General features: G+C 40.4%; 14 protein-coding genes. 9 read left to right on the top strand and 5 right to left on the bottom strand.

Annotated features, from left to right (window positions below; genetic code table 11):
- The first annotated feature begins 64 nt into the window (after positions 1 to 64).
- On the top strand, positions 65 to 1,408 hold the full coding sequence (locus R2Q66_RS00210) for a deoxyguanosinetriphosphate triphosphohydrolase (protein ID WP_316745735.1): 1,344 nt from the start codon (positions 65 to 67) through the stop codon (positions 1,406 to 1,408).
- Positions 1,409 to 1,487: 79 nt separating this feature from the next.
- Here R2Q66_RS00210 and R2Q66_RS00205 read toward each other — a convergent pair whose 3' ends face one another.
- From R2Q66_RS00205 to R2Q66_RS00195, 3 genes are all read right to left on the bottom strand, one after another.
- The gene (locus R2Q66_RS00205) at positions 1,488 to 3,044 is read right to left on the bottom strand and encodes a protein adenylyltransferase SelO (RefSeq protein ID WP_316745733.1); all 1,557 of its coding nucleotides are present in this window, start codon (positions 3,042 to 3,044) and stop codon (positions 1,488 to 1,490) included.
- A gap of 181 nt (positions 3,045 to 3,225) precedes the next feature.
- Entirely contained in the window at positions 3,226 to 3,714 is a 489-nt protein-coding gene (locus tag R2Q66_RS00200) for an SRPBCC domain-containing protein (RefSeq protein WP_316745731.1), read from the bottom strand.
- Complete coding sequence (locus R2Q66_RS00195; protein ID WP_316745728.1) at positions 3,701 to 4,042, bottom strand: metalloregulator ArsR/SmtB family transcription factor; 342 nt, start codon at positions 4,040 to 4,042, stop codon at positions 3,701 to 3,703. The genes R2Q66_RS00200 and R2Q66_RS00195 overlap by 14 nt, the downstream gene beginning before the upstream one ends.
- A 442-nt stretch (positions 4,043 to 4,484) precedes the next feature.
- On the opposite strand from R2Q66_RS00195, the gene R2Q66_RS00190 reads away from it, so the two are divergent.
- The gene (locus R2Q66_RS00190) at positions 4,485 to 5,054 is read left to right on the top strand and encodes a hypothetical protein (protein WP_316745726.1); all 570 of its coding nucleotides are present in this window, start codon (positions 4,485 to 4,487) and stop codon (positions 5,052 to 5,054) included.
- A gap of 67 nt (positions 5,055 to 5,121) precedes the next feature.
- Positions 5,122 to 6,078 (top strand): TIGR01212 family radical SAM protein, encoded by a 957-nt coding sequence (locus tag R2Q66_RS00185; protein ID WP_316745723.1) that lies wholly within the window; start codon positions 5,122 to 5,124, stop codon positions 6,076 to 6,078.
- Here the strand turns inward: R2Q66_RS00185 and R2Q66_RS00180 are convergent.
- A complete protein-coding gene (locus R2Q66_RS00180) occupies positions 6,057 to 6,539 on the bottom strand; it encodes an SRPBCC family protein (protein WP_316745720.1) in 483 nt (160 codons plus the stop codon). The two genes, R2Q66_RS00185 and R2Q66_RS00180, sit on opposite strands and share 22 nt — an antisense overlap.
- 328 nt (positions 6,540 to 6,867) lie before the next feature.
- On the opposite strand from R2Q66_RS00180, the gene R2Q66_RS00175 reads away from it, so the two are divergent.
- The 3 genes from R2Q66_RS00175 (at position 6,868) to R2Q66_RS00165 (ending at position 10,136) form a co-directional block, all read left to right on the top strand.
- Entirely contained in the window at positions 6,868 to 8,244 is a 1,377-nt protein-coding gene (locus R2Q66_RS00175; protein WP_316745719.1) for an ammonium transporter, read from the top strand.
- A 124-nt stretch (positions 8,245 to 8,368) separates the two neighbouring features.
- Positions 8,369 to 9,388, top strand: a complete 1,020-nt coding sequence (locus tag R2Q66_RS00170; protein ID WP_316745717.1) for an outer membrane beta-barrel protein — start codon at positions 8,369 to 8,371, stop codon at positions 9,386 to 9,388.
- Positions 9,389 to 9,545: 157 nt separating this feature from the next.
- Positions 9,546 to 10,136: a DUF4468 domain-containing protein gene (locus tag R2Q66_RS00165; protein ID WP_316745715.1), complete on the top strand. Its 591-nt coding sequence runs from the start codon at positions 9,546 to 9,548 to the stop codon at positions 10,134 to 10,136.
- Here the strand turns inward: R2Q66_RS00165 and R2Q66_RS00160 are convergent, their stop codons facing one another.
- On the bottom strand, positions 10,137 to 10,610 hold the full coding sequence (locus R2Q66_RS00160; protein WP_265840920.1) for a ribonuclease H-like YkuK family protein: 474 nt from the start codon (positions 10,608 to 10,610) through the stop codon (positions 10,137 to 10,139).
- Between the two features lie 337 nt (positions 10,611 to 10,947).
- Between R2Q66_RS00160 and R2Q66_RS00155 the strand changes: the two genes are divergently transcribed.
- The 3 genes from R2Q66_RS00155 to R2Q66_RS00145 all read left to right on the top strand — a co-directional run bounded on the left by R2Q66_RS00155 (position 10,948) and on the right by R2Q66_RS00145 (position 12,838).
- Complete coding sequence (locus R2Q66_RS00155; RefSeq protein WP_316745711.1) at positions 10,948 to 11,166, top strand: hypothetical protein; 219 nt, start codon at positions 10,948 to 10,950, stop codon at positions 11,164 to 11,166.
- Between the two features lie 65 nt (positions 11,167 to 11,231).
- Positions 11,232 to 12,539, top strand: a complete 1,308-nt coding sequence (locus tag R2Q66_RS00150; protein WP_410479370.1) for a DEAD/DEAH box helicase — start codon at positions 11,232 to 11,234, stop codon at positions 12,537 to 12,539.
- 50 nt (positions 12,540 to 12,589) lie between these two features.
- Positions 12,590 to 12,838 (top strand): DUF1456 family protein, encoded by a 249-nt coding sequence (locus R2Q66_RS00145; RefSeq protein WP_316745707.1) that lies wholly within the window; start codon positions 12,590 to 12,592, stop codon positions 12,836 to 12,838.
- Positions 12,839 to 13,144: the final 306 nt, after the last annotated feature.

Here is a 13,144-nt window from a genome sequence, read left to right as displayed (position 1 = left end):
CCCAATATTCCTTTACCTTTGTATCAAGTTTAAGGTATCAGGAATTAACAGCTTTATCTATTATATGAATTGGGAAAAATTATTGTCGGCAAAACGCTGGGGAAATGAAGATAGATTTGCTGGAAATCAAAAAGAAGCAAGGTCAGAATTTCAAAGAGATTACGACCGGATCATTTTCTCTTCACCCTTCCGCAGGTTACAGAACAAGACGCAGGTATTTCCGCTTCCCGGAAGTGTTTTTGTCCACAACAGGTTAACGCATAGTCTGGAAGTAGCCAGTGTTGGTCGTTCTTTAGGTACTATATTCTATAACAGGTACAAAGCAAATGATCCGGAAGTAGACGAAAACTGTCCGCTGTTATGCGAAATCGGAAACATTATCGCCTCTGCCTGTCTGGCCCATGATCTTGGGAATCCCGCTTTCGGTCATTCCGGAGAAGCAGCCATTTCCCATTACTTCACCAATGGCGATGGAAAAGCATACCAGAACCAGGTAACAGCAGCAGAATGGGAAGACCTCATTAATTTTGAAGGAAATGCCAATGCACTCCGGATTCTGACCCATCCCTTTGCCGGAAAAGGAACAGGAGGCTTTGCTTTAACTTATGCCACATTGGCTGCAATTGCCAAATATCCTTGTGCTTCCCTTGCCGGACACAACAAAGCGAATATCTACACTAAAAAATATGGCTTCTTTCAATCGGAGCAAAGTGGTTTTGAAAAGATTGCAGTAGAAATGGACCTGATCAAGGTGCAGGACGAGCCGATGGTTTATAAAAGACACCCACTGGTTTACCTGGTAGAGGCGGCCGACGATATCTGCTACAACATCATCGATCTGGAAGATGCCCACCGACTGAAAATCCTTTCCTATGCTGAGGTAGAAACTTTACTTGTGCCTTTATGTAATGATCCTAAATTGCAGGAGCGTTTGGCAACCATAGAAGACGATGACGCTAAAATCACGCTAATGCGGGCGAAATCTATCAGTACCTTGATTGGCTTATGCTCTAATGTGTTTTCTGAGCAGCAGGAAGCCATCCTGAATGGTGATTTCAACCAAAGTCTGATGGATGCCATTGAAGAGCCTTATCTTGCTGTGATGAAAGAAATCGAAAAGATTTCTTATAAAAAGATTTACAATTACGCTTCAGTCGTGCAGATTGAAGTAGCCGGTTATAAAGTAATGGGTGGTTTGCTGGAAGAATTTATCCCGGCCTATTTAGAAAACGAATCAAAATACCATAAAAAGCTGGTAGAATTGATCCCCAAGCAGTTTTTGACACAAGAAACGGATACGTATACAAAGATTCAATCGGTACTGGATTTTATTTCCGGTATGACCGATATCTATGCTGTAGAACTATTCAGGAAGATTAAGGGAATTTCCTTTCCTTCCATGAGCTAAATAAAAAAGGTTCCCAAAATGCTAAACACTTTTTGGGAACCTTTTGATAGATACTTAGATGCTTTTCAGCAAACGAACTTTAAGAGCTACAAGATAAGGTGGCACTGCCGGGTTGCTCATTGGCCCATTGTGGTCTCAAGGCAAAAAACTCGTCATGTGTCTTACTGTATGGTGTTGCTAAAGCTTTCTGTAGTTTTTTGAATAATTGATCATTCCCCTTTTCCAATTCCTGAATCGCTTCATACAACAGGTAATTCCTAAGGATAAACCTCGGATTACTTGCTCTCATTTTTGATTTGGAAACAGCTCTGGAGATGGTGTTCTTACCCAATCTTTCTTGATAAATACTGATGTTTTTAGCCAGTAAATCCTGTTGAATTTCTGATAAATCATAGTAGAATGAAGGTGTAAAATGAGTGTGAATCGCTGTCGGGTCGGTTAAGCCATCAGGAAGGTCGCCTAGCAACTGATAAAAAATTGTCATATCCGGTTGAATCTCCGCCATTAGATTTTCAAAATCATCGATCAGGTTAATATCACCGGTTACCAGCTCATCTAAGCCCATTTTATCTGCTTTCATCGAATAGAATTTTTCGTAGAAAACAGGACCAAAGCTTTCCACTGTACTGATCAGTTCTTTTGGATCTTCAAATAACGGAGAAATCGCATTGGCCAGACAGCTTAGGTTCCAGTAAGCGATGGAATGTTGTTTGCCGTAAGCATAACGGAGTCCGGGATGATCTGTTGTATTCGGACTGAAGTTGAGATCGTAGGCATCCAGAAAAGAGAAAGGCCCGTAATCGATCGTCAGACCAAGGATAGACATATTATCTGTATTCATGACACCATGTACAAATCCTACCCTCAGCCATTCTACCACCATCGTGGCAGTGCTTTCCATTACTTTTTTGAACCATTGTAAGGTTTTATCAGCACCTGTAAGTTCCGGATAGAATCTTTCAATCGTCCAGTCGACCAGCTTTTGCAGGTTTTCATATTCTTTCCTGGCGGATAACATTTCGAAATTGCCGAAACGTAAAAAGCTTGGTGCCGCGCGCATCACAATTGCACCTGGTTCAGGAGCAGGGCGACCGTCGTAAAACATGTCTCTTCTCACCTGATCACCCGTTGCAACCAGACTAAGCGCTCTGGTGGTGGGTACGCCCAGGTGAAACATCGCTTCACTCATCAGGTATTCTCTGACAGAAGACCTCAATACAGCTCGTCCATCCGCCCTGCGCGAGTAGGGGGTAAGACCAGCACCTTTTAATTGTAACTCCCAGGTTTTACCATCTGGTAATGGCCATTCGCCAAGTGTGATCGCTCTGCCATCACCCAGCTGTCCGGCCCAGTTTCCAAACTGATGACCAGCATAACAAGCGGCATAAGGTTTCATACTCGGATTAACCGCGTTACCACCAAGAATATTCAGGTCATTTTCATCCGGTTCTGCGATGCCAAGGTCGGCAGCAAGATCGGTTGTCCAGGCCAATAGTTTCGGCGCCTTAACCGGGCTGGGTAAAACCCTGCTATATAAAACTCCGGGTGTTTGACGAGGTTGCGTATCGCCGCTTTGGTCTCCGTCAAAAGCTTCCGTAAAATCATTGACAAATTTATGAGTGCTCAGGTGTTGCATAGTTGAATCGGGGTATTAGTTGTTGTATACAAATATCGGGTAAATTCAGGAGTTCGCATTCTGCCTTTGTATCCTGACTAAGTAATTTTTTGTTGTAGGGCAGTTGTTATTGATATCTATATGTATTTGCATCAACATATATCTATATATAGATGTCTGTTGATGGTTTTAATAATGCGGTTTAAGCAGTCAGCAAGGCGGATAATTTGTCCAGCATTTTAATCCAGCTTTGGTAAGCGCCATTTTCTTTGGCAGAAGCTTCAGGCACAGTTTGATGAATCGATAGTTTGGTTTGTTGTCCAACCGCAGTAAATAATACGGTAGTTAAGATCTCCAAAGGCCAGTCGCCGGGTTTTCCTGCCTCAGTTGCGGCCAAAGTATCTCCGGCTTCATTGCTTAAAGTCATCGAGAAAACCAGTTTTTCGGGTGCTTTTACTTCCAGATATTGGCCCTTTACCCAGCAATCTCCATGAACAGGGTCTTGAATGCAGGAATGAAAACTGCCATTTTCAGTGAGGTTGAGTGCTTTGTAAATAATGCTGCAACCATCGGGCGCATACCATTGTGTTAGTTGTTGCGGATCTGTCCAGGCTTGAAATACCATTTCAACCGGGGCATTAAAAAGATGCGTGAGGTACAGCTCCTTTTCTTTGTTTTTAGTGATTTCCATTGTCTTGGGTTTTAGTTTTTAAATCCTGTAGATAATGATCAAGTTTTTCGAATCTATGTAGCCATTGTTTCTTAGATTGTGATACCCAGTCGGACACTTCGTCCAGCTGTTCCAAACGGACTTCGCAATATCTTTCCCTGCCTTTTTGAGTCACCACAATTAAACCGCATTCGGTTAAAATCTGAATGTGTTTGGAAATGGCCTGCCTGCTGCTATCGAAGCTTTCCGCTATGGCGTTTAAATTCATTGGGCCTGCGGCAATCTTTTCGATAATCTGCCGGCGGGTAGGATCGGCTATGGCCTGAAATACATCTCTTCTAATGATCATAATGAAAAATATAATAGTAAAGATAAATGCAATCATATGGTTGCGCAAGTGTTTTAGTGATTATTTTTCATTAACCTGTTGAAATACAGCTTTAAGTAGTTTTTTTGTGGTGGGGTTAATAATTAAGTCTTAATGGGCTTGTGCTATGTTTTGTCGGGTGGTAATGGCAAACGGTATTAAATCTTATGAACTCCTGATGATCTCTCTAAATTTTTGACTGATCCTATGGTTATCTAATACGGTGATTGTTCCGTGTTTTTAGGCAATTTAGCCCAGTAAGGCCCTAGAAGAACACAGGATAATGCTTTAAAGAGCCTACAATCTTATACTGACATTTTAACGTGTGTTCCTGTGTTGGCCGATACCGGTTCGTCTTAAAATAGGAGCAGACAAAGGGAATTGCCCCCTTTGTATTTTATACCTTTGCAAGAAAAGAGTTTTGATGGCGAAATTGAACCGGTTCCTATATAAGTATGTGTTATTATTGTCGGTATTTATACTGAATGGATTTTCTGCGATTGCTCAGGAAGCGATAGACTGTGAAAAGACTTTAGATCAGGAGCCTTATTTTGTGCGGCATAAATCCGGGGCTAAAGACCAGGCTTTACAGCGGGATATTGAAATTTTAAAACGCTGCGGTAATTTTAATCCGGTAGATAGTGCCTTTCTTAAAGGTAATATGCTGGGAATGCTGATGCTTCAGGAAGTAAGGGCTGGAAAACCGGCTACTTATCGCACCCTCGTGGAGTTTTTCCAGAATTTCAGGAAAACAGCCGAGTATAAGGATTTCTCTTATGGATTGGCCTTATACCGTAAAATAGGCGACAAGAAGGTAAATCTGGCCGATTGGCCTGCCGATCAGGAGCTGTTTGTCAGGATGGGGTTCACAGTGAATGATCTGGAAGATTTTAAAGACTTTATTTCCCGACCGGAACATGCAGAAATGAGTTATTTGCAGGTTTTTTCTAAGTATATGAATGAAATTGAGGGCATGCGGGTAGATAAAGATTAGAATTTACTCCAGCCCTTAGAAAAGGTATTAAAAATAAAAGCCGTACTTTTGTGAAAAATTAAAGCAATTGGGAACTCTACTGGACTTAGGAATAAAGGGATATAATAATTACGGAACGCACTTGAAAGAGAAGTATAAGGGGCAGCGCGTATTCAAAGTAATCGTTGATGGTGGTTTCACCTGCCCGAATCGTGATGGCAGCAAAGGCTATGGCGGTTGTACCTATTGTAACGTAGATTCATTTACACCGGAGCTTTCCAGAAGACTACCAACCATCCGCGAACAGCTGGAACAAGGTATAGAAAGAGGTAAAGGTTTTTATAAAGCAGACAAATTCATTGTCTATTTTCAACCGAATACCAATACCTATGCACCGGTTCATTATCTGAAAATGATGTATGATGAAGCACTTTCTATCAATACGGAAGATGTAGTAGGTTTTTCTGTAGGTACGCGTCCGGATTGTATCGATGCGGAGAAAGTAGCGCTTTTAGAAAGCTATTCAGATCGCTTTGATGTTGATTTAGAAATGGGAATGGAGTCAATCTATGACGAAACCCTGGACCAGATCAACCGTGGTTGTAGTCATGCGGAATTTGTAGCAGCAGTTAAATTGCTGGATAATTCTAAGCTTGACCTATGCGTACACACTATTTTTGGCTTCCCATGGGAAACAGAAGAAATGATGCTGGGTTACATCCATGAGATCAACAAATTCCCTAAAATCAAATTTGTAAAATTCCACCACCTTCACGTTGTAGAAGGATCTATTATGGGGGCAAAATATAAAAAAGAACCGTTCAAATTATTCACTTTAGAAGAGTACACGGATTTCCTTTGTAAGGCAATTCCATTGTTACGTCCGGATGTAGTGATTCAGCGCCTGTTTGGTATTTCCGACTGGGATTTACTAATCGCACCAAACTGGGGACTAAACAAATCTTCTATCCAGACCTATATCGATAAAGAAATCGAGCGCAGAGGGATAGTACAAGGATCTGCTTACGTTTCTGTAGCGGAATAATCACCGAACAGTTCGATCACCTTCTTTTTTCTAAATTCAAATATTTGTTGCAGTTCTGCTGCAACAAATAAACTATTGGCCATTCTTCCGAAAATGCCCATGGGTAGGCCGTAGGTTAAAATGTCATTCATCTCTACACCGCGATCAATTGCGCGGAAATGATGCTGATGGTGCCAGAATTGGTAAGGACCAAAGCGCTGCTCATCTATGAAATACTCCTGATCTTTTACCTGGGTGATTTCTGTCATCCAGTTCAGCTTAATCCCTAACAGGGGTGATACCTTATAAGTAATGATCATTCCCGGATACATCTTTTTCTGATCATTAGAGTCTGAGGTAACCTGAAAAGCCATTTCTGGCGGAGTAATCTTCGCTAAATTCATTGGAGAAGAGAAAAAATCCCAGGCTTCTGCAAGGCTAACCGGTAACTGCTGACTAAATTTTAATTGGTATGCTTTCATAGGTATATAAAGGTACGTTATTTCTCTATTTCCAGTTTTCTTCCCCTAAAAATCTGTTAATCATGTTATTTTTATCTGTTTATCTATAAAAACACCTATTTATTTCTATTATTTCATTTTCAATCCTATGTTTTGTAGTGTATTTGTGATTTTAATATAAAATTGCATCTGTTTATTGTGTTTTTGTTTGGCTTTGTCTTGTTTTATTGGAATTTAAGTAATGTTTTTCTGTTTTTGTGTTGGTTTTGTTTCGATAAATTCCAATTTTTCACTAGTTTTATGAAAAAATAAGAGTAAAACCAATTATAAATTTTAAAAACCGAGAATCATGGCCAAAATTTTATTAAAACAGGTAGGACCTTTTGCAGTTTTAGCAATAATTGCAATTTTAGCCCTTTTTGTACCCCTACATCCGAACTTTGATGAGGGAAAGTACAATACTTCAGACATTGCATTCATTTTACTGGCTACTGCACTGGTATTTTTGATGACTCCAGGCCTTGCTTTCTTCTATGGAGGGATGGTTCACCGTAAAAATGTACTTTCTACGATGATTAAAAGTGTGGTTGCCGCAGGAGTAATCAGCGTTTTATGGGTAACCGTAAGCTTTAGTCTGGCTTTTGGTGACAGTATTAACGGATTAATCGGAAATCCATTAACCTATATGTTCTTTCAGGGCGTAAACTCCGGACCATCATGGAGCCTGGCACCAACCATTCCACTAACCTTATTTGCACTTTTTCAATTGATGTTTGCCATCATTACCCCCGGACTGGTAGTAGGTGCAGTTGCAGAGCGTATCCGTTTCACTTCATACATACTATTTATCGTCTTGTTTGCACTTTTCGTGTATTCTCCATTGGCACACTGGACCTGGCATCCTGAAGGTATCCTGTTTAAAATGGGTGTCCTTGATTTTGCAGGTGGTACTGTAGTCCACATTTCTGCCGGTATGGCTGCTTTGGCAGGTGCATTGGTATTGAAAAGAAGAAGAAGTCACCAGGACCATCAGGAAGTTCCTCCTGCAAATATTCCTTACGTATTAATCGGTACCGGATTACTTTGGTTCGGCTGGTTCGGCTTTAACGCAGGTTCTGCATTGGGCGCAAACAGTTTGGCTGTATCTGCTTTTGCAACCACTAATATTGCCGCCGGTGCAGCAGGTTTATCCTGGATGTTCTTTGATGTAGCCAGAGGTAAAAAACCTTCCGTACTTGGTTTCTGTATTGGTGCTGTGGTAGGATTGGTCGCGATCACGCCAGGTGCGGGATTTGTGAGTATCCCTTCCAGTATTTTTATCGGTGCAGCGGCAGCAGTAGTGTCTAACCTTGCTGTGGTCTGGAAATCAAAAACAAGTTTAGACGATACATTGGATGTATTCCCTTGTCATGGCGTAGGTGGTATCGTTGGAATGTTGTTAACTGGTGTATTTGCCACAAAAACTGTAAATGCAGCTGGTGTAGATGGTTTACTTTATGGTAATCCTACCTTCTTCCTGGTCCAGTTGAAAGGTGTACTTATCGTTGCCCTTTTCAGTTTCGTTGTCTCTTTCCTAATCTTCAAATTCATCAATATAATCCAGCCAATCCGTGTAACCTCCGAAGAAGAAGAAGCTGGTCTGGATGCCAGTCAGCATGACGAGAAATATTTCCAGGGAACTTTAATCGTTGCCGCAACGGGAGTAGAAATGGACAATGTTGATTAATCGCTAAACCAAACAGAATAACCCAAACAGAATCACCCATAAAAAGAATTTTGCCTATGCTGTAATGCCCCCGATACAAATGCTTTAACCCATTATTGATTCTATACCTCAAACCAACCAAACCATGAAACTAAGATCAATTTTTACCACTGCATCACTGTCCTTCGCTTCTTTTTCTTATGCACAGGAAGCGCCTTTGCAGATTTCCGGATCTGTCGATACCTATTATAAGTATGATTTTGCGAAACAACCTAATATCGGAACCAGCTTTGCGGGCGACCAGAATTCTATCTCCTTAGGGATGATAGATCTGGCGCTGAAGAAAACTACAGGAAAAGCTTCATTTGTAGGGGAATTGTCTTTTGGACCACGAGGACAATATCAATCCCTGATCAATGGAGATGGAACTGACGACAATTCCTTTCATATTCAGAATCTATATGCAGCCTATGCCTTTACGGATAAGTTTACCGTAACTGCAGGTTATATGGGCACCTTTATTGGTTATGAGGTAATTTCTCCGACCGGAAATTACAATTATTCGACTTCCTATCTGTTCACCAGCGGGCCTTTCCAAAATGCAGGGATCAAAGGAAGTTATGCTTTCTCCAGTAAAGTGAGTGTGATGTTGGGGTTATTTAATGATTGGAATGTGTATAAAGATTTGAATGGGGTGTCTCATGTTGGCGGACAATTAACTCTTAGTCCGGTTGAGGGCTGGACAGCTTACCTGAATGTATTGTCGGGAAAATCTGCCGGAGCGGTAGGTACAGGAACAATTCTGGATTTAACCACTGCTTATCAGGTAACAGAAAAGGTGAAATTGGGTTTAAATGCAGCCGATTATACGGTAACCCATGATGGTGGAGGTTATAGCGGTGGCGCTTTGTACGTACAAAATGCGTTTACAACTGCTTTTTCTTTAGGCCTGAGGGGCGAATATTTTAACTGGAAAGGGACAGGGGAGGATAGCGATGAAAATATTCTCGCATTCACGCTTTCTGCGAATGTTAAAGCTGGCGGACTGACCTTTATTCCTGAGGTCCGGTTTGATGACGGATCTTCTGCTATGTTTGTGAAAAAGAACCTTAATCCCTCAAAGAATGCTTCACAGTTTTCTTTGGCTGCGGTATATGCTTTTTAGTCTTCGTTAATTAAATGCTGGAGGAGGTTGTTAAGCTTAGTATTTTGTGATTCGAATACTGATTTAAGCAGCCTTCTTCCTGTTATCTTTAAATCGCTTAAATTTATACTTTGGAAATTAAATATGCGCTGCATATGAAAGTAAATCTGCTATGCTTATGAAATTATATCTGCTGTGCTTATGGTGTTTTGTTGGAATGTCTGCTGTCTTTGCACAAGAACCGCAGCTATCCTTTGATGATCGCGGTAAATACATTTACTACGAAGTCGTATCCGCAAAAGGCAAAACTGCGGAGGAGTTAAAGCAAGGGGCTAAAGCTTATTTTAAAAGTCTGGCAGCACCAAAAATCCAGTTATCGGAGCAAGACTCCCTCTGGACTGGTAAAGGAAAACTAATCCTCCATAAAACGGCCTTTGTATTAACCCGTCCAACGGGGGAAGTTCGTTATCAGCTGTACCTGGATTTTAAAGAAGGGAAGTATCGTTTCTGGCTCACAGATTTCAGCTTTGTGCCCTATCAGCGGGATCGCTATGGCAATTTCGTTCCTGCTACACCATTAGGTATACCTTTAGAACAGAGACCCGGAAAATTAAATGCAGCGGAATGGGAATCTTATGGGAAAGCAACTGCTAAAGAGGCACAGTTATTTGCGGATAAATTTAAGCGCGCGATGTTGGAGGATCAGGCAATAACTATTCCAACCGCTAAAGCGATTCCGGTACAGACTACAAAAGATAAAAAATGGTAATTAGTGTACCATTTTATCAGCGCAGGTAGAGCTGGCAAAAGCCTCAGGCTTTGCTTTAAAAATAAATCCCATACTCAGGATATAGCCCATTGCTTCATTTAAAGCCTTGTTCGACTTAAACATCGGATTGGTGTTAATGTCTGCATGGACTTCCAGATCCACATCATACAAATCCAGTAAATCGCAAACCGCATAAGCGGTTTCTATGGATTTTTGTACTTCTACCAGCATTCTTTCCTTGATGCTCATCTTTTGTGGCGTTTTCTCCTGATGGATATACATGAAACCTCCATGATTCTCCCTTAACAGGACAATTACCGTCGCAAAATCAGTTAGTGGCCCTTTTACCTGTGAGTCTGTACCGATACAGACCTTGAGGTGGAACCCTTTTTCGGTCTCCCTGATGATGGCTTGTTCTACTTCTTCTAAAATGGACGAGTGGATCACTTCGCCGCTAAATTTCTTCCAGGTCATACGTTATTTGGTGTTAGAGTAAACAACCCGTATTCAGGTTTCTTAAAAATACCCGGATTAAATTAAAAAACCATTAATTTAATGTGGTTTAATTGTCAACAAATACTTAGTTTTCAACAGGTTGTGCGTTTTAAGGAGGAGCTAATCTGGTTTTACATCCTGCTATCCCACTTTTTGCATGGAATGCTATCGTTGTAAAACCGGGTGTCAATGGTAGAAAATGAAAACCCTTTTTCTTCCTGTTTGTTATAATAATTCTTGTCCAGGGTTCGTTTCTTATAGTAGAACAGATTCTTATTCCACAGAAGAACAGGCTATTTATCTAAATATAAGCATTATGAAAGCAGAATTGATTAATGAGTTTTATTTATTACAACAAAGCATGGCTCCTTATGATTACCGGGAGAAAATTGAAGAACAGGTCTATGAACCTTTAAAAAAGGCGAATCATAAAATGACCTCCTGGATCTACAAGCGTGGTAAGATGTTGATGATCCTGGACCGGAAGATGAACAGCTCGATGAAGCATCTGAGACGTAAATATTTGAAATTTTAACCTGAATTTTATATTTCCGGGCATTTCCCGCTAACGTTAAGGCTTAATTCCCTTATCTTTGTGCCATTATGGTAGAAAAGATACTGGAGAAATTAAAAATTACTTCTTTGAACGAGATGCAGCAGGCATCACTTGCGGCGACCGGAAAAGGAAGTGACGTGGTTTTATTGGCACCTACAGGTTCCGGTAAGACATTAGGCTTTTTGTTTCCTCTATTGAACAACCTCAATGCAGATGTTAAAGGAGTGCAGGCTTTAGTGCTGGTCCCTTCGCGTGAACTTGCTTTACAAATTGAGCAGGTATTCAAGCAGATGGGAACTGGTTTTAAAGTGAATTGCTGTTACGGGGGGCACCCTGTAAAAACAGAACGAAATAATTTAGAACAACCACCGGCGGTATTGATTGGTACTCCGGGAAGAATAGCGTATCATTTGCGCCATGAGAATTTTGATGAATCTACGATCCACACTTTGGTGTTGGACGAGTTTGACAAGGCGCTGGAATTTGGTTTCCAACAAGATATGGCTTATATCATCGCGAAATTACTTTCTTTAAAACAAAGAATCCTGACTTCAGCTACGGCAATGGATCAGATTCCTGATTTTACAGGTGTAAAAAAACCGGTGGAAATAGATTTCCTGAAAGATGTTAAGGTAGCACCAGATTTGAAGCTGAAAAAGGTATTAACTACCGCAGCGGATAAATTGGACACCTTATTTCAATTGATCTGTAAGATCGGTAACAAAACAACCTTGATTTTCTGTAACCACAGAGAAACGGTCGACAGGATCAGTGATTTGTTGATCGACAAAGATTTGGCACACGATATTTTTCATGGTGGCATGGAGCAGGATGAGCGTGAGCGCGCCTTGCTAAAATTCAGAAACGGAAGTATTAAAATCTTAATCACAACGGATCTTGCTTCCCGTGGTCTGGATATTCCTGAAGTAGAGTACATCATTCATTACCAATTACCATACACAGAAGATGCGTTTTTACACCGCAACGGACGTACGGCTCGTATGAATGCAAAAGGTACCGCTTACCTGGTTATTGCTGATGATGAGAAGTACCCATTCCTGAAAGCAGATATCGAAACGGAAAACTTAAAAGGTAATTTTGACCTTCCTAAGGATAGCCAGTGGCAGACCCTATACATCGCGGCAGGTAAAAAAGATAAAGTCAACAAAATTGATATCGTTGGTCTGTTACTGAAAAAAGGTGGTCTTGAAAAAGATGATGTTGGCCTGATTGAAGTGAAAGATACAGCTTCTTATGTGGCGGTAAAAAGAAAGATGGTAGGTAGAGTACTTGCGGCTTTAACTAACGAAAAAATTAAAAACAAAAAGGTGAAGATTGAAGTTGCAATGTAAATCGCAATATTTAATTACTGATCTGAATTTAATACATAAAGTTCTAAATAATGAGCAATAACGATATTTTTAAGAAATTACGCGTAGCACTGGAGCTAACAAATGATGATATCATCAAAATAATGGAATTAGTGAACTTCAAAATCACCAAAAGTGAGCTTGGTTCCTTTTTCAGGAGCGATGACCATCCTAATTTCAAGCCTTGTGGTGACCAGATTCTGAGAAACTTTTTAAATGGCCTTGTCATTTATAAAAGAGGACCAAGAGTGACTGAATCCACTGAAAAACCAGCAAACTAAAAACTATTTTTTTAGATCAGGCCGCGGAGAAAATTAGCTTTTTCTCCGCGGCTTTTTTGTTTGTAAAATCCGCCTAATGATGGTTAATTGGGAGTTTAATTAATAATTTGTGAATTTTCATTAATAGTTGATCACTGTATGGTTTAGATGATTTTTGTTTAAAAAATAGTTAAACATTTATTTGTAGCTGAGGAAAATGACATTTTTTTGTATATTGTAATAAACAATTAGTAGGTATATGTCTTAAAAAGGTGGGTAAATTCCCTTAAGGTGGAACGTAGATTGTAAAGGCTGAGTAACTTGTTG

Origin of the sequence: Pedobacter gandavensis (genome assembly GCF_032677645.1) — a bacterium.
GTDB lineage: Bacteria > Bacteroidota > Bacteroidia > Sphingobacteriales > Sphingobacteriaceae > Pedobacter > Pedobacter gandavensis_A.
This window is presented reverse-complemented; position numbering and strand designations above follow the sequence as displayed.